We start from the raw sequence: 21,918 nt of genomic DNA on the forward strand, positions 1-21,918 counted from the left end.
CGCTCGAAAACTATCGCTTGTCCTGATGAACCGTCCCGGCGGAGCATCGTGATACGCCTCACGCCGGCCCGCCCCCGAAAACACTGGAGTCGAAGAGAATGACCACCCTGACCCTGCCGAACACCGACGACCTGCGCGCGCTCGCCAAGACCAGCCTGGCGAACTGCGGTGTCGACGTCGACGCACTGCTGGCCCCCGCGGCCCACACCGTCGTCACCCGCACCCCGGTCACCGGCGAGGACCTGTTTCCGGTGGCCGCTGCCGGTGCCGACGACGTCGCCGCCGCGATCGACCGCGCGCACGACGCCTACCTGCGATGGCGGACCGTTCCCGGCCCGGTGCGCGGGGCCCTGGTCAAGCGCCTCGGCGAGCTGCTCACCGAACACAAGGAGGACATCGGCGCGCTGATCTCGATCGAGGTCGGCAAGATCACCTCCGAGGCCCTCGGCGAGGTGCAGGAGATGATCGACATCTGCGACCTGGCCGTCGGCCTCTCCCGCCAGCTGTCCGGCGCCACCATGCCGTCCGAGCGCCCCGGGCACCGCCTGATGGAGACCTGGCATCCGATCGGCGTGGTCGGCGTGATCTCGGCCTTCAACTTCCCGGCCGCGGTGTGGTCGTGGAACACCGCGCTCGCCATCGTCTGCGGCGACGCCGTGGTCTGGAAGCCGGCGCAGCTGGCCACCCTAACCGCCCTGGCCTGCTCGGCCGTCTTCGACCAGGCCGCGCGCGACGTGGGAGCACCGGAGAACCTCAACGTCGTCGTCTCCGCCGACGTCGATGCCACCCAGGTCCTCGTCGACAGCCCGAAGGTGCCGCTGATCAGCGCCACCGGCTCCGAGCGGATGGGCGCGCAGGTCGCCCCGCGCGTCGCGGCACGCTTCGGCCGCTGCCTGCTGGAACTCGGCGGCAACAACGCGGCCGTCGTCGCGCCGTCCGCCGACCTCGACCTGGCCACCCGCGGCATCGTCTTCGCCGCCGCCGGCACCGCGGGTCAGCGCTGCACCACGATGCGCCGGGTGATCGTCCACGAATCGATCGCCGACGACCTGGTGAACCGGCTCACCGAGGTCTACGGACGCCTGCCGATCGGCGACCCGTTCGCCGACGGCACCCTGGTCGGCCCGCTGATCGACCAGCGCGCCTACGACAAGATGGCCGCCTCGATCGAGGCCGCACAGGAGCAGGGCGGCACCCTGGTCGCCGGCGGTGCCCGCCGGGAGAGCGGCGGGTCGTCGTACTACGTGGAGCCGGCCATCGTGCGGATGCCCGCGCAGACCGACGTGGTGCGCACCGAGACCTTCGCGCCGCTGCTGTACGTGATGACCTACTCGACGCTCGACGAGGCGATCGCCCTGCACAACGACGTCCCGCAGGGCCTCTCGTCGGCCGTCTTCACCCTCGACCAGCGGGAGGCGGAGCGCTTCATGGCGGCCGACGGCTCCGACTGCGGCATCGTCAACGTCAACATCGGCACCTCGGGCGCGGAGATCGGCGGCGCCTTCGGCGGTGAGAAGACCACCGGCGGCGGCCGCGAATCGGGCTCGGACGCCTGGCGCGCCTACATGCGCCGCGCGACCAACACGGTGAACTACTCGACCGAACTGCCACTCGCGCAGGGCGTCAACTTCGGTTGAGCACGGACGAGCGATCGAGGAACTGGCGAATGTTCGAGTCGATGGACGAGTGGGGTCCGGAGAAGGTGGTCTGCGTCTCCGACACCCGCACCGGCATGCGCGGCGTGCTGGTGATCGACAACACCGCCCGCGGCATGGGCAAGGGCGGCACCCGCATGACCCCGTCGGTGACCGTCGGCGAGGTCGCCCGGCTGGCCCGGAACATGACCTGGAAGTGGGCCGGCGTCGACCTGTTCTACGGCGGCGCCAAGGCCGGTATCCGGTTCGACCCGGAGTCCCCCGACAAGGAGGCCGCCCTGCGCGCCTTCGTCCGGGCGCTGCGCAACGAGGTGCCGGAGGAGTACGTCTTCGGGCTCGACGTCGGCCTGTCCGAATGCGATGCCGCGATCATGCTCGACGAGGCCGGCCGCGGCGGCGCGGTCGGGACACCGCACGAACTCGGCGGTCTCCCGTACGACCAGCTCGGGGTCACCGGCTTCGGCGTCGCCGAGTCGCTCGACGCCGCCGCGTCGTACCGGGGGCGGTCCACGTCGTCCTTGACGGTCGCCATCCAGGGCTTCGGGGCGGTCGGCGCGGCCGCCGCCCGGCGGCTGGCCGAGTTGGGCGCGACGGTCGTGGCGGTGTCCACCGCGCGCGGCGGACTGCACCACCCAGACGGGCTCGACGTCGCCGAACTCCTCACGCTGCGTGACGAATACGGTGACGCGCTGGTCGAGCACCACCCGACAGCCCGCGCCCTGGCGCCCGGCGACGAGCTGACCGTCGCCGCCGATGCGCTGATCCCGGCGGCCCTGCAAGACGTGATCGACGAGCGGCTCGCCGCGCGGCTCCCGGCGTCGCTGATCGTGGAGGGCGCGAACCTGCCCACGAGCCCCGCCGCGCAGCGGGTCCTCGCCGAGCGCGGGGTGACCGTCGTCCCGGATTTCATCGCGAACGCCGGGGGAGTGGTCGCCGCCGCGGTCGCGATGGACGCCCGGTTCTCCGGGCTCGCACCCGATCCGCGGCGGGTGTTCACCGCGATCACCGGCAAGCTCCGCGCAGGCACCGAACACACGCTGGCCGGCGCCGCCGAGCACGGCATCACCACGCACGAGGCGGCGCGCCGCACCGCGCAGGACCGCGTGGCCCGCGCCATGCGGCTGAAAGGACGGGTCGCATGACCAAGACGGTTCCGGAGAAGGCGGCGGTCGTCGTGATCGGCGGCGGGGTGATCGGCACCTCCATCGCCTTCCACCTCGCCGAGTCCGGGGTGCACGACGTGGTCCTGCTGGAGAAGGACGAACTCGGCTCCGGGTCGACGTGCCGCGCCGCAGGCGGCGTGCGAGCCACGTTCAGCAACGCGTCGAACATCGCGATCGGGCTGCGCGGCCTCGACGTCTACTCGCGATTCGCGCAGCTCTACGGGCACGACGCCGACTTCGAGCGGAACGGCTACCTCTTCCTGCTCTCCGATCAGGCGATGGTCGACGTCTTCACCGAGAGCGTCGCCCTGCAGAACGCGCACGGCGTGCCCACCCGGATGATCGACCCGGACGAGGCCAAACGCCTGTCGCCGCTGATCGAGACCGACGGTCTGCTGGCGGCCAGCTGGTCGCCGGACGACGGCCGCTGCACCCCCGAGGCGATCGTGGCCGGCTATGCCGCGGCCGCCCGCCGCCACGGCGCGGCGATCGTGCGCCACTGCGGCGTCACCGGCGTCGATCCGCGGGCGGGCGGCGGCTACGAGGTGGTGACCCCGCACGGCGTGATCTCTGCCGACACGATCGTGATCGCGGCCGGAGCCTGGTCGGGACAGATCGGCGACATGATCGGCGTCGACATCCCGGTGACGCCGTACCGCAGGCAGATCGCCTTCACCGAACCGATCCCCGATCTGCCCGCGCGGATGCCGTCGCTGACCATCGACTTCCCGTCGCGCTGTATTTCGAGCCCGAACGCGACGGCCTGCTGATCGGCTGGGCCGACCCCGCGCAGGAGCCCGGCTTCAACCTGAGATTCGAGCTCGATGACTGGCTGATGAAGGTCGGCGAGATCGCGCAGTTCCGGGTGCCGGTGATCCTCGAATCGGGGATCGTCAGCGGCTGGGCCGGCCTCTACGAGGTGACTCCCGACGACAACCAGATCATCGATCGGGTACGCGACGACGTCCTGGTCGCGACCGGCTACTCCGGCCACGGCTTCCTGATGGGCCCGGCGACCGGCGAGATCATCCGCGACCTCTACCATGGCCGCGAGCCCGGCTACGACATCGCCGATTTCCGGCTCGACCGGTTCGCGCCCGACCGGCTCCGCGGCGAGACCAACATCGTGTGAGCGCTGATCCAGCGGATCCGCGCGCGGGGCGCGCCGATCCGCGGAATACGGTGAAGCCATGACGAATACGACCGAACTCCTGGGTGGCCGCGACCTGGTGCCGGGGACCGTCTACGGCTTCGGCGAGTACCCGCTCACCCTCGACGAGATCGTCCGGTTTGCACGGGAGTGGGATCCCCAGTACTTCCACACCGACCCCGACGATGCGCGGCGCAGTGTCTTCGGCGGTCTCATCGCCAGCGGCATCCAGAGTCTCGCCATCCTGCAGCGGCTCACCGTCGAGGCCGTCTATCGCGACTGGAAGGTGATCGCCGGCCGGTCGCTGAACGACGTCTACTTCCTGCGCCCGGTGCGCGCCGGCGACGTCCTGTCCGGCTGGGCGCGGATCGAGGCGGTGCACGTCGACGACGCCCGTGGCCGCGCCGACGTCGAACTCGTCACCGAGTTGACGGCGGCGGGCTCGACGATGCTCCGCGCGACCACGAGCGTCGTCGTCCACGCCTAGCCCGGTGCCCGCGTGGACAGCGGGCCGTGGTTGGGCTGAGGTGCGACGACGCGCGGTCGAAGTGGCGACGGCCGCCTTTCGGCGCAACATCCTTCGACTCCGCTTAGGAATCGTCCTACTGCTCCATGCGCTGTGTGCGGCTCCTCGAGGCGCGGCCGTTCTCCACGGAGAACGGCCGCGATCGGAGCAGCCCTCGAAGTCGCTTCTCGAGAGGTGGCTTCGGCGCAGCTCGGTGAGCGCCGCTTCAGCACCCGCCGAGTCCCGTGATCAGTTCACGCCCATGAACATGTACACCGCGCGGGCGCGACCTTCGTCGTCCCGGAACACCAGGTCGGCGCCGCGGCCGACGACATCACCGGCCGGGGTGAGCATCGACCAGCGCAGGAGGAGCCCGTCGCCGGACTCGACCGCCTGGTCGTAGCGGAAGACGAGGCCTTTGCCCGCGATCAGATCGTCGTGGACGGCGCCGACATGGGCTGCGATGTTCTCCGCGCCCTCGATGGTGATTCCGAGCGAGGAGACCGCGAGGCGCCCGGTGGGCGACCACACCCGGTCGATCACCTCGCGGCGGGCGCGGGCATCGGGCTCGGTCCAGGTGGACAGGTAGTCGTGCTGGAAGTCGGTGGTGCTCATGCGATTCCTCTTTTCTTGAACTCCGGGTCTAAAACTGGGGTAGCCCGGAAGCCGGCACCGGGCGGCGCCGGAGGCGGTGGGGGTCAGAGCACGGTCAGGGCCGTTTCGATGGTGCGGTACAGCATGGGTGCGTCGTGGGTCATCGCCATCACCCGGAGTCCGGCGAGCACGGTGGCGAAGTGCTCGGCGAGCGCCCGCGCGTCGGCCTGCGCGGCGACGTCTCCGTCGCGCTGGCCGCGGCGGATTCGTTCGGCGAACCAGTCGGTCGACTCGTCCTGCATGCGGCGGAGCCGCCGCGCGAGTTCGCCGTCCTCCCCGGCCAGTTCCACCGCGGTGTTGCCGATCAGGCAGCCGCGCCGTTGCGGCTGCGCCAGATCGTCGTCGACCACGGCCCGCAGAGCCGCCCGGAAGCAGTCCCGGGTGGTGCCCGGACGCTCGAGCAGCTCTGCGGCCATCTCCGCGATCTGGCGATGGTAGCGGTCGAGGCAGCGGTCGAACAGGTCGCGCTTGCTGGTGAAGGCGTTGTACAGACTGCCCTTGGCGATACCGGTCGTCTCGGCGAGCCGGGCCGGCGACGTGCCGGCGTAGCCGTGGGTCCAGAACGTCTCCATCGCGCGGGCGACGACGACGTCCTCGTCGAATGTGCGGGGCCTTCCCATGGGGAGACCGTAGCCCTATTTTGACCTGTGGGTCAAATATTGCTCAGCGGGCCCGGAAGCCGCCGTCCACCACCAGCTCGGTGCCGGTCATGAAGCGCGCGTCGTCGGAGGCCAGGAAGGCCACCGCCGAGGCGAGTTCCACCGGGTCGGCACGACGCCCCAGCGGCGTCTCCGGCACCACGCCGGTGCCCGGCTCGTTCGCGTTGAGCGGCGTCGCCACACCACCCGGGACCAGGGCGTTCACCCGGATTCCCGCGGGTGCGAGTTCGAGTGCCGCGGTCCGGGTCAGGCCCAGGAGCCCGGCCTTGCTCGCGGCGTACGCGGCGTAGCCGATCGCCCCCGACGGACCGAAGATCGACGACGTGTTGATCACCGCCGCGGCCGCCGACTCGGTGAGGAGCGGCAGCATGGTCTGCAGTCCGAGGAAGGCACCGGTGAGGTTCACCGTGAGCAGCCGGCTCCAGGCCTCCAGGGTCTCCTCGGCGATCGGCGTGACATGCACGATGCCCGCGTTGTTGACCAGTACGTCCAGCCGGCCGTGACGCTCGGCGATCGCCGACTCCGTCGCGGCCCAGCCGTCCGGATCGGTGACATCCAGGTGGAGATAGGTCACGTCCGAGCCGCGGTCGCGCAGCGCGGCCGCGGTCTGCTCGCCCTCGTCGTCGAGGACGTCGGCGAGGTAGACCGTGGCGCCCTCGGCGGACAGCCGGTCGCCGTGGGCGGCGCCCTGACCGCGGGCGCCGCCGGTGATGAGGGCGACCCGGCCGGCCAGCCGGCCGGTGCATGGTGGAAGGGAAGCGGTCGTCATGGCGGGCCTCAGTTTCCGTTCGCGCCGCTGGTGGCCAGCGCCGGGGTGGCGGCGAGCGACCGGAGCAGACGCTCGGTGTCGGCCATCTGGTCGTTCCAGATCGCGCGGACGATGTCGATGCGCAGCTCGGGCTCCTGCATCACGGAGAAGTAGTTGGCCAGCGCCATACCGCGCGGGCCGGCCGCCTCCTGCAGGGCGATCATCTCGGCGACGAGCTTGGACTGCACGCCGTAGATCGGGATCTGCGGGCCGCGCGGCGCGATGAGGCCGACGAAGTACAGCTTCTCGGCGCCCTCCGGCAGGATCCCGCCGGCGTAGCGGCGCGGGACGCCGTCCTCGCTGCCGAGCAGGTCGCCGTCGAGGAAGGGCAGGGCGACGTTGAAGCCGGTCGCGTAGACGATCGAGTCGTACTCGGCGCTCGTGCCGTCGGAGAAGTGAACGGTCTTGCCGTCGTATCGCTCGATGCCGGGGCGAACGGTGACGCGGCCGTGCTGGATCCAGTACAGGAGCAGGTCGTTGACGGTGGTCGCGCCGCCGGCCAGGTCGCGAGACTCGGGCATCGGCAGGCCCGGGTACGCGTTGTTCTCGCCGATCGCCACGCGGGCGAGCAGCCGGGCGATGAGGTCCTGCTCGGTGGCGTCGAACTCGCTCATCCAGGCCACCTGCTGGCGCGGCACGCCGAAGTACATCTTGGGCTGGAAGTGGATGCCCTTGCGCACCACGACGTCCGCCTCGAGCCGGTGCTGGGCGATGTCGACGGCGATGTCGCAGCCGGAGTTGCCGGCACCCACGACCAGCACGCGAGTGCCCTCGAGGTCGCGGACGTTGTTGTACTCGCTCGAGTGGACGGCCTTGCCGGTGAACGTGCCGGGGACCTCGGGGACCTTCGGGCTCCACAGGTGACCGTTGGCGACCACGAGGCCGTCGAAGATGCCCTCGTCGCCGCGGCTGGTCACGACCCGCCATCCGGCGCTGCCGACCGGGGCGTCGCCGGCCGGGACGGGCTCGGCCGAGACCACCTCGGTGGAGAAGGCGATGTGCTCGCGCAGACCGGCGTGATCGGCGTACGACTCGATGTAGCGTCGAACCTGGTCGCGCCGCGGGAAGTGCGGGTAGTCGGCCGGCATCGGGAAGTCCTCGAAGTGCGTGGCGTCCCGCGCGGTGATCAGGTGCAGCGCTTCGTAGTCGGTGTGCCAGTGGCCGCCGACGCGATCGGTCTTTTCGAAGCACTCGACGTCGTGCCCGGCGGCGCGAAGCTGAGCGATGGCGGAAAGTCCGGCAGCGCCGGCGCCGATGATGCAGATGCGAGCCATGTCGCGTCCCTTCGTCTCGTGGGGGCGCTCCGTCGGCCCCTCCTGATTGACGATTGTTCGACGCCGAACGCCATACGGTCCATATCCATTAGCTGCACCCACATCAAGGTTTAACCTTGAGTGATGGCCGGACCATCGATCACGCTGCAGCAACTGTCGTACTTCCTGTCGGCAGTCGAGCATGGATCGCTCTCCGCGGCGGCCGAGGCGAATTTCATCGCGCAGCCCAGCCTGTCCGAGCAGATCCGCAGGCTGGAGCGTGCGCTCGGCGTCTCGCTGTTCACCCGGACCAACCGCAAGCTGATCCTGACCGAGGCCGCGCGGATCCTGGTGCCCTATGCCGAGCGGACCCTCGCCGCGGCACAGGAGGCGGCGGCCGCGGTCGATCCGGTCCGCAATCTGACCGGCGGCAGCGTGTCGTTCGGGACGTTCTCCAGCTCGCACGACCTGATCAACGTCGACCTGATCACCGAGTTCCGGGCGCTGTACCCGGGCGTCTCGCTCCGGATCGAGGAACTCAACTCGGTTCAGGTGGCCGAGGCGGTCCGCAGCGGCGACCTGGAGGCGGGCGTGGTGGCGCTGCCGGTCGACGACCGCGGCCTCCAGGTCAGCCCGGTGGTCTGGCGATCAGAGGCCCGCTACTACACGGCCGCGTCCGACCGGGCCGCCGGGCCGATCGGGATCGGCGCCATCGCCGATGCCTGCCTGATCCTGCCGGAGGCGCGCTGGGGCGACATGGATCCCACCCGCCTGCAGCTCAACGCGCGGGCGCAGGCGGCGGGCCACACCATTCGGCCGGCGATCGAGGTGGAGTCGTACGCCGTCGCGCTGGAACTCGCCCGGCGCGGGGTGGGCGACACCATCGCGTCGCCGCCCGTCGTCGAGACGCTGGGCTTCACCCACGGGCTGCACGGCGCCTCGCTCGACCCGCCGCTGATCGAGCAGTACGGCTTCGTCTGGCGCCGCAACGCCGTGCTTTCGCCCGCCGCGACCGCCGTGGTGAACCTGGCCCGAGCACTCCTTTCGGCCATTCCGGGCCCGGCACCCACCGTCTAGCTATAGGTAAAGCCTTGTTCTGCTTGTAGAATTCATGGCTTTACCTAGTTCTAAGGTCTCCCTCAGACTCGGAAAGCGCTGGTCGTCACCGTCGACGATCGGTCTCCTGCACCGACTTTCCCCGGAGGGACCATGTCGACGTCGTCGCCACCCGTCACCTATGAGACAGACGCCAAATTCGAACGGCGGATGTCGCTGCAAGCCGCGATGTTCATCGGTATCGGCGGCCAGATCGGCTCCGGCTGGCTGTTCGCGGCGCTCGCCGCCGCCGGCATCGCCGGCCCGTCGGCGGTGGTCTCCTGGATCATCGGCGGTCTGCTCACCATGATCATCGCGCTGGCCTGGATGGAGGTCGGTACCGCGCTGCCGTTCAGCGGCGCGATCGTGCGCTACCCCTATCTCTCGCACGGCGGACTCTCCGGCTGGATCATGGGTCTGTCGTACTGGCTGGCCAATGTGTCGCTGCCGGCCATCGAGGCGATCGCCGCCATCACCTACGTCGGCGGCCTGTACCCGAAGCTGGGGCTGCTCACCGAGTCCGACGGCATCTCGATGCTGTCGTGGCCGCGCGGCATCGTCGTGGGTCTGCCCCTGATGGTGCTGTTCCTGATGATCAACCTGTTCGGCGTCAAGCTCCTGTCCGAGGCCAACCGGTGGATCACCTGGTGGAAGATCATCGTTCCGTCGATCACCTTCATCATGCTGTTCTTCGTCTTCAACTCGAAGAACTACACCGACTACGGCTTCTTCGGGAACGGCGGCGGCAGCCACTCCGGCTTCTCCTCGACGCTGCAGGCGGTCGCGGTCTCCGGCATCGCCTTCGCGCTGATGGGCTTCCGCGGCGTCATCGACTTCGCCGGTGAGGTGCGTAACCCCAAACGCAACATCCCGATCGGCACGGTCGGCTGCGTGGTGATCCCGGTGCTCATCTACATCGGCCTGCAGGTCGCGCTCATCGGCGCCATCGACTGGCACGACGCCGGCATCAACCCGGGCGACTGGGCCGCGCTGGAGAGCAGTTCGTGGGCCGACGGTCCGCTGAACGCCGCCCTGAAGGCGTCCGGCTACGCTCTGCTCGGCGCGTTCGTGTCGGTCCTGCTGCTCGACGCGATCATCTCGCCCGGCGCCGCGGGCTACCTCTACCTCGGTGGCGGTGCCCGCGTCGGCTACGGCCTGGCGATCAACCGCTTCTTCCCGCGCGCCCTCACCAAGATGAACAAGCACGGTGTGCCGGCCGCGTCGGCGATCGTCGCGTTCATCGTCGGCTGCCTGTTCTTCGCGCCCGCGCCCAGCTGGTACCGCCTGGTCGGCTTCATCTCCTCGGCGCTGGTGCTGAGCACGATGGCCGCGTCGGTGGCGCTGATGGTGATGCGCCGCACCGCGCCCGACCTGGTCCGGCCGTACCGCCTGCCCGCCGCGCGGCTGCTGGCACCGGCCGGGTTCGCGGCGGCGTCGTTGATCATCTACTGGTGCGGTTTCGTGACGCTGGTGAACCTGAACACGATCCTGCTCGGTGCGCTCAGCGTCTACGCGGTCACCTTCTCCACGTACAACGGCTGGGTCAAGCGGGGGCCCGCGACGCTGCTCGCGACGCTCTTCCTGATCGGCTGGATCTGGGTCGCCGCCCGCAGCAAGTACGTGCTGGCGGTACCGAGCATGACCACCGACAAGTCGACCATGTTCTGGTACCTCGGCGGGGCGATCGCGCTGTGTGTCGTCTTCCTCGCCGTGCTGCGGTTCCTGACCAGCGACGACGGCCTGCCGCACCTGCGTGGCGGCTACTGGCTGGTGTTCCTGCTGCTCGGTCAGGTGGTGATCGCCGGGATCGGGTCGTACGGGCCGCTGGAGAAGCCGCTGCTGGCCTTCCCCTGGGACGTGCTCGTCTCGATCGCGATCTCGCTCATCGCGTACGGCTGGGCGCTGCGCAGCGGGTTCGCGGTTCCCGAGATGAAGATGCTGGAAGCCGAGTCGGTGGCCGCCAAGCAGCTGGAGGATGCCGGTGACGCGGCGGGCGCCGAAGAGCTGCGCGCCGAGATCGCCGACACCGCCGTGATGGGCGTCGACCATCCCGACGCCCACCGAGAGAAAGAAGTGGAACTGTGAACACCGCCATCGTGACCGGCGCCGCCAGCGGCATGGGCCGCGCCGCCGCCGAACTGCTGACCGACGCCGGATGGCAGGTCCTGGCCCTCGACCGGGTGGCCACCGAATACGCCACCGAGACCGGGACGGTCCGCACGGTAGCCGTCGACGTCACCGATCGCGCGGCCATCGGCCAGGCCATCGACAGCCACCTCGCCGCCGGCGGGGCCCCGGTGTCGCTGGTCGCCAACATCGCCGGCGTCTACCCGCCGACCACCCTCGACACCTTCGACGAGGCCACCTACCGCCTCGTGTTCGACGTCAACGTCCTCGGCACGCTGAACGTGACCGCCGAGGCCGTCGCCCGCATGTCCGACGGCGGGGCGGTGGTGAACTTCGCGTCGGTCGACGCCTTCACCGTGTCGCCGGGCCAGCTGCTCTACTGCGCGTCGAAGGCGGCGGTGGTGATGCTGACCAAGTCGCTCGCGCTGGAACTCGCGCCGAAGGGCATCCGGGTCAACGCGATCGCGCCCGGCTGGGTCGCGACTCCGGGCAACGCCGCCACCGGTCGCATGGAGGAGGCGGCGGCCGGCATCCCGATCGGCCGCGTCGCGCAGCCCTCGGAGATCGCCCGCTGGGTGCAGATCCTCGGCTCGAGCGACGCCGGCTTCATGACCGGCGAGACCGTCGTGCTGTCCGGCGGCGACGTCATCCGCTGACACGCGCAGCGGCCGGCGGATCGGCCGCCGGCCGCCGCGGTCAGCGCAGCGGGTGCGCGAGCAGCAGCTCGCAGTTGCGGTCGGCCACCTTGCCGAGCAGGTCGTCGTCGCGATGCAGGTCGTTGTAGCTGAGTTCGCGGTAGAGGCTGGCCAGTCCGGTCGCCGAGAGGTCGTCCTCGTCGGCGGTGTACGGGCTGTCCGCCTCGATCAGCGGCGTGAAGATGCTGAGCGTGCCGTCGCGGTTGTCGGCCACCTCGATGATCCGCGCGAGCTGCGGGAAGTCGATGTGGCTGGCCGTGTTGATCTCCCAGAAGCTGTGCTCCGGGGTGCTGCCACGGTGCGCGATCATCTCGTTGCAGTGAGTGTGGCCGTTGACCCAGGCGATTACGTTCCGGTGCCGGGCGAGCATGGCCACCAGGTCGTCGCCCAGGTACTGGTTCTCGCCGGGCGTCTCCGGATTGGGCAGCTTCGCGGTCATCGTCTTCGACGTGTGATGGCTGAAGACCAGGATCAGCTCGTCGTGGTGGGCGGCGATGGTGCGCTCGATCCACCGCAGCTGCTTCTCGCCCATCGAGCCGTCGGCGATGCCGAGGCTGTTGGTGGTGTTCATCGCGATACCGCGCATGCCCGGCGCGATCGGGAAGGTGTACCAGGTCGGGCCGTCCGGGTCGGCGAAGCCGTGCCCCACCGGGCCCGGACCGCGCGCACCCGGCTCGAAGTGCCGCCGGACGAATTCCCGTGCGGTGTACGGACGGCGCCGAGCGTCCGGTGTCACCGGGAACGACGGCCCGGTGACGCGCAGCTGGGACAGCAGCGGGCCGAGTGCCGCCGGGTTCGACGCCATCGCGTCGGCGATCTGCGAGACGGCCGGATCGGTGCCGGGCAGGTCGAACTTGACCGCCGACATGTACATCCCGTCGAGGATCCCGTTCGGCACGGTGCCGAGGAACTGGTCGTCGTGGTTGCCGAAGACCGCGTACCAGGGCGTCGTGAGCCCGGGGCTGCGGTGCGTGCGCATCGCCGCGCGCAGGAAGCCGGGGATCTGCTCGAAGCCGCGGTCTTTGTAGATGTCGCGTGACGCGAGTTCGGGTCGCCAGTACAGCTGTGAGCCGAGTGCCTGCACGCCCTCGAAGCGGTTCTTCGCGCCGGTGTTCGGGGTGATGTCGCCGCCGGAGAGCAGGCGCAGGAACCAGGTGAGTTCGATGTGCTCGTGGTTGTCGGTGTTGTCGCCGGTGCTGATCACGCAGTCGAACCGCCGGCCGGTGAACGGCCCGCCCGGCAGCGCGTTGATGCGCTTGATCAGCGCGACGGCGCCCTGCGTGCCGAGCGCTTCTTGCGGGCGGTACGCCGGACCCTGGATCGGGTGCACGTACTCGAACCGTGCCGGACTCTGCACGTCGGTGATGTGGATGTCGGTCATCTGCACGAACGACGCGAGGCCGCTCCGCTTGCCCTCCCGGCCGGCGTGCGCGGTGGCCAGTTCCTGGCGGACCACCAGGGGCCAGCCCGCGCCCCGGGTGAGTTTGCGGTATCCGCCCTTGCGCGTGCGGCCCGGCACGGCGACCTGCGCGAGGGTCGTGCCGGCGACCTGTGCGCCGCCCAGCGCGCCCGGTTCGGCGTGCGCCAGGCCCCCGGCCGCCGAGCCCGCGGCCAGCGCGGCCGCACCGGCGGCGCCCGCCACCAGGAAGTCGCGTCGGGAGATGCCGGGGCGCGCGGCGGGAACGTGAGATGAATCGGACATGAATGGAACTGTAACGGGCGTCACCACCTTTGGATACAGGGGTGTATCGGCGGCGGGTGCGGCGGTTCCCGTTCGCCGTGCACAAAACTCTTTCGGTGAGTGTGCGTCGCATGGCAGAATCGTCGTCGTGATGAAGCGCTGTCAGGAGTGTTGTCAGAGCTAGCCGCGTTCGCGGCCGGCTCCCACTCGCTGACCCTCCCTCTCTCACCCCCTGAGGACTCTTCCGATGACTCTCGCCATCGACGTTCCCGTCACCACTTCCGTCGCCCCGCTCGCCGTACCGCCCGCACCGCTCTCGGTGCAGGTCGAGCAGTATCGCTCCGCGCTCGACGCGGGCATCCGCGTCGTCGATCTACGGCCCGCCGAATCGCGCCGGACGCACGGCGCACTGCTCGGCGCCCTCGCCCTCGACCTCTCCGAGGCCCTCGCGCTCCTCACGCCGGGGACGCCGTCGTCGCTGCGCTCGGCGTCGTACGACGCCCAGTGGCTCCTGGTCACCGATGACGGCTACGACGCCGAATTCCTGGCCTGGCACCTCCAGGCGCGCGGCATCCGCGGAGCCCGCTTCCTGGTCGGTGGCCACCGCGCCCTGCGGGACGCCGGTATCGGCGGCACCGACACCTCCGACGCCCACCGCTTCTTCTCGTGACCGGCCCTCGGGTTCTTGTGACCGGCGCTCGGGTGGTTGAGCTTGCCGAGGGCGTCCACGTCGCCGGTCGGGTCGCTCCGCCGGTCACTCCCCGGGAACGTCGCCACGCTGGCCCTTCGCCTCACTGGTCGGTCGGCCCTGCTGATTGAGTCGTCGAAACCTGCGCCTCACCGGTCGACGAGCTCCGCTGGTTGACGCTCTGCCGGTTGATCGGTTTCGCGGGTCGAGCTTGTCGTGCCTTGCTATGTCGATGGGGTCGTCCGGTGGTTGGGCTTGTCGAGACTCGCGCTTCGCCGGTCGACCCTCTCTGTCGGTTGGCCTTATCGCTCTCGCTGCGTCGGCTGATCGGCTTCGCCGGTTGAGCCTGTCGAAGCCGTCCACCTCGTCGGTCAGGTCGTTCCGCTGGTGGAGCCTGCCGAGGACCGCGCTCTGCGGACGGGATCACTTCGCTGGTGGAGCCTGTTTAGACGCGTTCTGCCAATGAGGTCGTTCCGTCGGTCGAGCTTGTCGAGGCTTCCGCCTCGCTGGTCGATCGGCTCCGGAGATGTGGCTCGCCGAGACGTTCGCCTGGCCGGCGGGGTCGCTCCGCTGGTCGAGCCGTCGAAAGCTCCGCCTCGCCGGATGGCCGACTCCGCCGGCTGAGCTCGTCGAAACCCCTCCTCGCCCAATTCGACCGCGGACCAGGGGCGCGCCTAACCTGTTACCTCGTGAGTGACCAGGCGCCCCAGACCGACGACCAGACCCCCGAGCAGCTGCGCATCCGCCGCGAGAAGCGCGAGCGGATCCTCGGTGAGGGTCGCGAGGCGTACCCGGTCGGTGTCGCCCGCACCCACTCGCTCGCCGAGCTGCGTGCCGAGTTCGGTCACCTGGAAGCCGGCACCGAGACCGACGTCGAGGCGGGGGTCGCGGGGCGCGTGATCTTCCTGCGCAACAAGGGCAAGCTCTGCTTCGCCACGCTGCAGGAGGGGGACGGTACCCAGCTGCAGGCGATGGTCAGCTTCAACGGGGTGGGCGAGGAATCCCTGGCGCGATGGAAGGCGGACGTCGATCTCGGCGACATCGTCTTCGTGCACGGCCGGGTGATCAGTTCGCGCACCGGTGAGCTGTCGATCATGGCCGATGCGTGGGAGATGGCGTCGAAGGCGCTGCGCCCGCTGCCGGTCGCGCACAAGGAGATGAACGAGGAGTCTCGCGTACGGCAGCGCTACGTGGATCTCATCGTGCGGCCGGAGGCTCGCGAGATCGCGCGGACCCGCGTGACGGTGATGGCCCAGCTGCGGGCGTTCATGGCCGGTCGCGGCTTCCTCGAGGTCGAGACCCCGATGCTGCAGACGCTGCACGGCGGTGCCGCCGCGCGCCCGTTCGTCACCCACTCGAACGCCTTCGACATGGACCTGTACCTGCGCATCGCGCCCGAGCTGTTCCTCAAGCGGTGCGTGGTGGGCGGCCTGGAGAAGGTCTTCGAGGTCAACCGGAACTTCCGCAACGAGGGCGCCGACTCCACCCACTCGCCCGAATTCGCGATGATGGAGACCTATCAGGCGTACGGCGACTACAACGACTCCGCGACGATGATCCGCGAACTGGTGCAGTCGGTCGCGCAGGGCGCGCTCGGCACCCTCACTCCGACGATGCCGGACGGATCCACCTACGACCTCTCCGGGGACTGGATGAGCGTCGAGATGTACCCATCGCTGTCCGAGGCGCTCGGCCGCGAGGTGATCCCGCAGGCCGACGGTCGGGGCACCACGGTCGACGAACTCCTCGGCATCGCCGCCGAAGTCGGCCTCGAGGTCCCCAAGGACAAGGGCTACGGCCACGGGAAGCTCGTCGAGGAGCTGTGGGAGCACATGGTGGGCCGGCACTTGGACCAGCCGGTCTTCGTGCGGGACTTCCCGGTCGAGACCTCGCCGCTGGTCCGCGCGCATCGCACGGTGCCAGGTGTGGTCGAGAAGTGGGACCTCTACGTCCGCGGCTTCGAGCTCGCCACCGGCTACTCGGAGCTGGTCGACCCGGTGATCCAGCGCGAACGCTTCGTCGACCAGGCGCGGCTCGCCGCGGCCGGCGATGACGAGGCCATGGTGCTCGATGAGGAGTTCCTCACCGCCATGGAGTACGCAATGCCGCCGACTACCGGCACGGGCATGGGCATCGACCGCCTGCTGATGGCGCTCACCGGTCTCGGGATTCGGGAGACGGTGCTCTTCCCGCTCGTGAAGCCGCGGCAGGACTGACTCCGCGGTCGTCGACGACACCGGCCGGAAAGCTTCCTGACCAGCCGATTTGTGATCGACGAAATGAGTGTGTAACTTAATCCAAGTCGTCAGCGAGACGGGCCGGAGCGATTCGGACCGAGACACTGATCGGCCGTCCGCCACCTGCTAGCGCCGGTGGCAAACTCTGCTCATTGAAGTTCGCGCAGGCCTGTGGTTTGTGTGGTGTTGGTGGGTGTGTGTTTTTTGAGAACTCGATAGTGTGTGATGGATTTTCTTGTGCCAGTGATTGTCTGGCATGGAGGGAGTTTGTCATTGACAAGACGAATTTTTTGCCAGTCAATTTCTTATTTTTTTGGATTATTTTTTGGTCAGGTCTTTTCTCTGATTTTTGTTTGGAGAGTTTGATCCTGGCTCAGGACGAACGCTGGCGGCGTGCTTAACACATGCAAGTCGAACGGAAAGGCTCCTTCGGGGGTACTCGAGTGGCGAACGGGTGAGTAACACGTGGGTGATCTGCCCTGGACTTCGGGATAAGCCTGGGAAACTGGGTCTAATACCGGATATTCATCCCCTTACTGCATGGTGGGGGGTGGAAAGCTTTTGCGGTTCAGGATGGGCCCGCGGCCTATCAGCTTGTTGGTGCGGTAATGGCGTACCAAGGCGACGACGGGTAGCCGACCTGAGAGGGTGATCGGCCACACTGGGACTGAGACACGGCCCAGACTCCTACGGGAGGCAGCAGTGGGGAATATTGCACAATGGGCGCAAGCCTGATGCAGCGACGCCGCGTGGGGGATGACGGCCTTCGGGTTGTAAACTCCTTTCGCCAGGGACGAAGCGCAAGTGACGGTACCTGGAGAAGAAGCACCGGCCAACTACGTGCCAGCAGCCGCGGTAATACGTAGGGTGCGAGCGTTGTCCGGAATTACTGGGCGTAAAGAGCTCGTAGGCGGTTTGTCGCGTCGTCTGTGAAATCCTGCAACTCAATTGTAGGCGTGCAGGCGATACGGGCAGACTTGAGTACTACAGGGGAGACTGGAATTCCTGGTGTAGCGGTGAAATGCGCAGATATCAGGAGGAACACCGGTGGCGAAGGCGGGTCTCTGGGTAGTAACTGACGCTGAGGAGCGAAAGCGTGGGGAGCGAACAGGATTAGATACCCTGGTAGTCCACGCCGTAAACGGTGGGTACTAGGTGTGGGACTCTTTTCACGGGTTCTGTGCCGTAGCTAACGCATTAAGTACCCCGCCTGGGGAGTACGGCCGCAAGGCTAAAACTCAAAGGAATTGACGGGGGCCCGCACAAGCGGCGGAGCATGTGGATTAATTCGATGCAACGCGAAGAACCTTACCTGGGTTTGACATACACCAGACGACGGCAGAGATGTCGTTTCCCTTGTGGTTGGTGTACAGGTGGTGCATGGCTGTCGTCAGCTCGTGTCGTGAGATGTTGGGTTAAGTCCCGCAACGAGCGCAACCCTTGTCCTGTATTGCCAGCGGGTTATGCCGGGGACTTGCAGGAGACTGCCGGGGTCAACTCGGAGGAAGGTGGGGATGACGTCAAGTCATCATGCCCCTTATGTCCAGGGCTTCACACATGCTACAATGGCGCGTACAGAGGGCTGCGATACCGTGAGGTGGAGCGAATCCCTTAAAGCGTGTCTCAGTTCGGATTGGGGTCTGCAACTCGACCCCATGAAGTCGGAGTCGCTAGTAATCGCAGATCAGCAACGCTGCGGTGAATACGTTCCCGGGCCTTGTACACACCGCCCGTCACGTCATGAAAGTCGGTAACACCCGAAGCCGGTGGCCTAACCCGTCAGGGAGGGAGCCGTCGAAGGTGGGATCGGCGATTGGGACGAAGTCGTAACAAGGTAGCCGTACCGGAAGGTGCGGCTGGATCACCTCCTTTCTAAGGAGCAACACAACAAGTCAGTATCGGCGCCGTGCGTGTGCCGGCTGAGTGTTTGTTCATGGGTGAAACACAAGAAACCACCACGATCTGAGGATGTCACTGTGACGTTTTCGGGGTAGGTGGATTCCCTGCGGGTGACTGTAGGGGTAGTCATTGCACACTATCGGGGTTCTGAGAAAACAGGCCTGCAGCCGGCGCCGTGAGGTGGTCGGGTGTGGCAGGGTTTTCTTGTTGCTCACAGATTTTCCGCCTTCTGTTGTTGGGGGTGTTGGGGTGTGTGGGTGTGTGTTGTTTGAGAAGTGCATAGTGGATGCGAGCATCAATAATCAGGGACTGTGAAGACAGGACTTCTTGTTTTTGGTGTTTGTACTGCAATTAATATTTTGTTGTGTCTCTGTGTAAATAGATATACTCATGTGATTTGTGGGACAGCCACATTCGTGCCCTGGCTTACTGGTCTCCTGGTGGGGGGTTGGTGGTGTGGGGTGGGTTTGTGGGTGTTGTTGTAAGTGTTTTAGGGCGTTCGGTGGATGCCTTGGTACCAGGAGCCGATGAAGGACGTGGTAGGCCGCGATAGTCCTCGGGGAGTTGTCAAACGAGCTGTGATCCGAGGGTGTCCGAATGGGGAAACCCAGCACCAGTTGTGTGGTGTTACCGCCCGGTGAATGTATAGCCGGTGCGGGGGGAACGTGGGGAAGTGAAACATCTCAGTACCCACAGGAAGAGAAAACAATTGTGATTCCGTGAGTAGTGGCGAGCGAAAGCGGAGGAGGCTAAACCGCGCGTATGTGATACTCGGCAGGGGTTGTGCGTGTGGTGTTGTGGGAGCATGCTTGTCTGGTCTGCCGGCTGGACGGCCAGTGATAAAAGGTTCTGTTAGGTGAAGTGGCCTGGAATGGTCTGCCGTAGACGGTGAGAGTCCGGTAACTGAAAATGGTTCCTCTGGTTTGTGTGTTTCCCGAGTAGCAGCGGGCTCGTGGAATCTGCTGTGAATCTGCCGGGACCACCCGGTAAGCCTGAATACTTCCTGGTGACCGATAGCGGACTAGTACCGTGAGGGAAAGGTGAAAAGTACCCCGGGAGGGGAGTGAAATAGTACCTGAAACCGGACGCTTACAATCCGTCAGAGCTTGTGCACAGTTTAGTCTGTGGTGGGTGATGGCGTGCCTTTTGAAGAATGAGCCTGCGAGTTAGTGCTCAGTGGCGAGGTTAACCCGTGTGTGGGGTAGCCGTAGCGAAAGCGAGTCTGAATAGGGCGATTTGAGTCGCTGGGTCTAGACCCGAAGCGGAGTGATCTACCCATGGCCAGGTTGAAGCCACAGTAAGATGTGGTGGAGGACCGAACCCACTTCAGTTGAAAATGGAGGGGATGAGTTGTGGGTAGGGGTGAAAGGCCAATCAAACTCCGTGATAGCTGGTTCTCCCCGAAATGCATTTAGGTGCAGCGTTGCGTGTTTCTTGCTGGAGGTAGAGCTACTGGATGGCTGATGGGCCCTACTAGGTTACTGACGTCAACCAAACTCCGAATGCCGGTAAGTGAGAGCGTGGCAGTGAGACTGCGGGGGATAAGCTTCGTAGTCGAGAGGGAAACAGCCCAGATCGCCGGCTAAGGCCCCTAAGCGTGTACTAAGTGGAAAAGGATGTGGGATTGCTGAGACAACCAGGAGGTTGGCTTAGAAGCAGCCACCCTTGAAAGAGTGCGTAATAGCTCACTGGTCAAGTGGTCCTGCGCCGACAATGTAGCGGGGCTCAAGTACACCGCCGAAGCCGCGGCAATCACACATGACATCCATCCATGCCTGCGGGTGTGGGTGTAGTGGTGTGGTTGGGTAGGGGAGCGTCCTGCACTCGTTGAAGCTGTCCTGTGAGGGGCTGTGGAGGGTGTGGGAGTGAGAATGCAGGCATGAGTAGCGAAAGACAAGTGAGAAACTTGTCCGCCGGATGACCAAGGGTTCCTGGGCCAGGTTAATCCGCCCAGGGTGAGTCGGGACCTAAGGCGAGGCCGACAGGCGTAGTCGATGGACAACGGGTTGATATTCCCGTACCCGTGTATCCGCGCCCAATGACGAGCCACATGTACTAACCACCCAAAGACACTCTCTATCCTCTTCGGAGGGTTTTGGGTGTGGCTGCGTGGGACCTTGTGTGTAGTAGTTAAGCGATGGGGTGACGCAGGAAGGTAGCAGGGCCAAGCGATGGTTGTCTTGGTGTAAGCCGGTAGGGTGGAGCATTGGTAAATCCGTGTTCCGGGTAGCCTGAGAGGTGATGCGTAGCCAATGTGTGGTGAATTCTGTGATCCTATGCTGCCGAGAAAAGCCTCTAGTGAGTTGGTACACGGCCCGTACCCCAAACCGACACAGGTGGTCAGGTAGAGAATACTAAGGCGATCGAGAGAACTGTGGTTAAGGAACTCGGCAAATTGCCCCCGTAACTTCGGGAGAAGGGGGACCACGCCCGGTGACCAATCTTGCATTGTGAGCTGGGGGTGGTCGCAGAGACCAGAGAGAAGCGACTGTTTACTAAAAACACAGGTCCGTGCGAAGTCGTAAGACGAGGTATACGGACTGACGCCTGCCCGGTGCTGGAAGGTTAAGAGGACCGGTTAATCAACTTTGTTGGTGAAGCTGAGAATTTAAGCCCCAGTAAACGGCGGTGGTAACTATAACCATCCTAAGGTAGCGAAATTCCTTGTCGGGTAAGTTCCGACCTGCACGAATGGCGTAACGACTTCTCTGCTGTCTCAACCACAGACTCGGCGAAATTGCAGTACGAGTAAAGATGCTCGTTACGCGCGGCAGGACGAAAAGACCCCGGGACCTTCACTATAGCTTGGTATTGGTGTTCGGTACGGTTTGTGTAGGATAGGTGGGAGACTGTGAAGCCGTCACGCTAGTGGTGGTGGAGTCGTTGTTGAAATACCACTCTGATCGTATTGGGCTTCTAACTTCGGACCCTGATCGGGTTCAGGGACAGTGCCTGGTGGGTAGTTTAACTGGGGCGGTTGCCTCCTAAAGTGTAACGGAGGCGCCCAAAGGTTCCCTCAGCCTGGATGGCAATCAGGTGTTGAGTGTAAGTGCACAAGGGAGCTTGACTGTGAGACGTACATGTCGAGCAGGGACGAAAGTCGGGACTAGTGATCCGGCACCGGCATGTGGAAGCGGTGTCGCTCAACGGATAAAAGGTACCCCGGGGATAACAGGCTGATCTTCCCCAAGAGTCCATATCGACGGGATGGTTTGGCACCTCGATGTCGGCTCGTCGCATCCTGGGGCTGGAGTAGGTCCCAAGGGTTGGGCTGTTCGCCCATTAAAGCGGCACGCGAGCTGGGTTTAGAACGTCGTGAGACAGTTCGGTCTCTATCCGCCGCGCGCGTCTAGAAACTTGAGGAAACCTGTCCCTAGTACGAGAGGACCGGGACGGACGAACCTCTGGTGTGCCAGTTGTTCCGCCAGGAGCACTGCTGGTTAGCTACGTTCGGAAGGGATAACCGCTGAAAGCATCTAAGCGGGAAGCCTGTTCCAAGATGAGGTTTCTCACCCACCCTTGTGGTGGGGTAAGGCCCCCTACAGATGATGGGGTTGATAGGCCAGAACTGTAAGCACAGTAATGTGTTCAGGTGACTGGTACTAATCGGCCGAGGACTTACCAACAACACCCAAACACCAAATGTTTG

Annotated in this window: 13 protein-coding genes, 2 rRNA genes and 1 pseudogene; 11 read left to right on the forward strand and 5 right to left on the reverse strand. The window is 66.1% G+C overall.

Annotation, left to right across the window (positions count from 1 at the left end):
- Nucleotides 1–98: 98 nt before the first annotated feature.
- The 4 genes and pseudogenes from amaB to MYK68_RS02660 all read left to right on the forward strand — a co-directional run bounded on the left by amaB (nucleotide 99) and on the right by MYK68_RS02660 (nucleotide 4,455).
- Entirely contained in the window at nucleotides 99–1,637 is a 1,539-nt protein-coding gene (amaB, locus tag MYK68_RS02645; RefSeq protein ID WP_247866187.1) for an L-piperidine-6-carboxylate dehydrogenase, read from the forward strand.
- A 29-nt stretch (nucleotides 1,638–1,666) separates the two neighbouring features.
- Entirely contained in the window at nucleotides 1,667–2,797 is a 1,131-nt protein-coding gene (locus MYK68_RS02650; RefSeq protein WP_247866188.1) for a Glu/Leu/Phe/Val family dehydrogenase, read from the forward strand.
- Nucleotides 2,794–3,950, forward strand: a pseudogene (locus MYK68_RS02655) (NAD(P)/FAD-dependent oxidoreductase). The gene MYK68_RS02650 and the pseudogene MYK68_RS02655 overlap by 4 nt, the downstream one beginning before the upstream one ends.
- 58 nt (nucleotides 3,951–4,008) lie before the next feature.
- Nucleotides 4,009–4,455 (forward strand): MaoC/PaaZ C-terminal domain-containing protein, encoded by a 447-nt coding sequence (locus tag MYK68_RS02660; protein ID WP_247866189.1) that lies wholly within the window; start codon nucleotides 4,009–4,011, stop codon nucleotides 4,453–4,455.
- Between the two features lie 267 nt (nucleotides 4,456–4,722).
- Here MYK68_RS02660 and MYK68_RS02665 read toward each other — a convergent pair whose 3' ends face one another.
- The 4 genes from MYK68_RS02665 to MYK68_RS02680 all read right to left on the reverse strand — a co-directional run bounded on the left by MYK68_RS02665 (nucleotide 4,723) and on the right by MYK68_RS02680 (nucleotide 7,868).
- Complete coding sequence (locus MYK68_RS02665; RefSeq protein WP_247866190.1) at nucleotides 4,723–5,088, reverse strand: hypothetical protein; 366 nt, start codon at nucleotides 5,086–5,088, stop codon at nucleotides 4,723–4,725.
- Nucleotides 5,089–5,171: 83 nt separating this feature from the next.
- On the reverse strand, nucleotides 5,172–5,747 hold the full coding sequence (locus tag MYK68_RS02670; RefSeq protein WP_247866191.1) for a TetR/AcrR family transcriptional regulator: 576 nt from the start codon (nucleotides 5,745–5,747) through the stop codon (nucleotides 5,172–5,174).
- A gap of 43 nt (nucleotides 5,748–5,790) precedes the next feature.
- The gene (locus MYK68_RS02675) at nucleotides 5,791–6,555 is read right to left on the reverse strand and encodes an SDR family NAD(P)-dependent oxidoreductase (RefSeq protein ID WP_247866192.1); all 765 of its coding nucleotides are present in this window, start codon (nucleotides 6,553–6,555) and stop codon (nucleotides 5,791–5,793) included.
- A gap of 8 nt (nucleotides 6,556–6,563) precedes the next feature.
- Nucleotides 6,564–7,868 carry a flavin-containing monooxygenase gene (locus MYK68_RS02680; protein ID WP_247866193.1) on the reverse strand — a complete coding sequence of 435 codons (1,305 nt, stop codon included), beginning with the start codon at nucleotides 7,866–7,868 and terminating at the stop codon, nucleotides 6,564–6,566.
- A gap of 123 nt (nucleotides 7,869–7,991) precedes the next feature.
- Here MYK68_RS02680 and MYK68_RS02685 point away from each other — a divergent pair, with 123 nt between their 5' ends.
- The 3 genes from MYK68_RS02685 to MYK68_RS02695 all read left to right on the forward strand — a co-directional run bounded on the left by MYK68_RS02685 (nucleotide 7,992) and on the right by MYK68_RS02695 (nucleotide 11,725).
- Complete coding sequence (locus tag MYK68_RS02685) at nucleotides 7,992–8,924, forward strand: LysR family transcriptional regulator (RefSeq protein WP_247866194.1); 933 nt, start codon at nucleotides 7,992–7,994, stop codon at nucleotides 8,922–8,924.
- Nucleotides 8,925–9,113: 189 nt separating this feature from the next.
- The gene (locus MYK68_RS02690; protein WP_247866195.1) at nucleotides 9,114–11,027 is read left to right on the forward strand and encodes an APC family permease; all 1,914 of its coding nucleotides are present in this window, start codon (nucleotides 9,114–9,116) and stop codon (nucleotides 11,025–11,027) included.
- Nucleotides 11,024–11,725: an SDR family NAD(P)-dependent oxidoreductase gene (locus MYK68_RS02695; protein WP_247866196.1), complete on the forward strand. Its 702-nt coding sequence runs from the start codon at nucleotides 11,024–11,026 to the stop codon at nucleotides 11,723–11,725. Before MYK68_RS02690 ends, MYK68_RS02695 begins: the two co-directional genes overlap by 4 nt.
- A gap of 40 nt (nucleotides 11,726–11,765) precedes the next feature.
- Here the strand turns inward: MYK68_RS02695 and MYK68_RS02700 are convergent, their stop codons facing one another.
- Nucleotides 11,766–13,466 carry a TIGR03767 family metallophosphoesterase gene (locus MYK68_RS02700; RefSeq protein ID WP_247866197.1) on the reverse strand — a complete coding sequence of 567 codons (1,701 nt, stop codon included), beginning with the start codon at nucleotides 13,464–13,466 and terminating at the stop codon, nucleotides 11,766–11,768.
- Between the two features lie 226 nt (nucleotides 13,467–13,692).
- On the opposite strand from MYK68_RS02700, the gene MYK68_RS02705 reads away from it, so the two are divergent.
- The 4 genes from MYK68_RS02705 (at nucleotide 13,693) to MYK68_RS02720 (ending at nucleotide 21,895) form a co-directional block, all read left to right on the forward strand.
- Nucleotides 13,693–14,115, forward strand: coding sequence for a rhodanese-like domain-containing protein (locus tag MYK68_RS02705; RefSeq protein WP_247866198.1), 423 nt, complete (start codon nucleotides 13,693–13,695; stop codon nucleotides 14,113–14,115).
- Nucleotides 14,116–14,822: 707 nt separating this feature from the next.
- A complete protein-coding gene (gene lysS, locus MYK68_RS02710) occupies nucleotides 14,823–16,349 on the forward strand; it encodes a lysine--tRNA ligase (RefSeq protein ID WP_247866199.1) in 1,527 nt (508 codons plus the stop codon).
- Between the two features lie 371 nt (nucleotides 16,350–16,720).
- Nucleotides 16,721–18,242 (forward strand): 16S ribosomal RNA (locus tag MYK68_RS02715).
- 506 nt (nucleotides 18,243–18,748) lie between these two features.
- Nucleotides 18,749–21,895 (forward strand): 23S ribosomal RNA (locus MYK68_RS02720).
- Together the 16S and 23S rRNA genes form the textbook arrangement of a ribosomal RNA operon.
- Nucleotides 21,896–21,918 lie beyond the last annotated feature (23 nt).

Origin of the sequence: Gordonia sp. PP30, from assembly GCF_023100845.1 — a bacterium.
Classification (GTDB): Bacteria; Actinomycetota; Actinomycetes; order Mycobacteriales; family Mycobacteriaceae; genus Gordonia.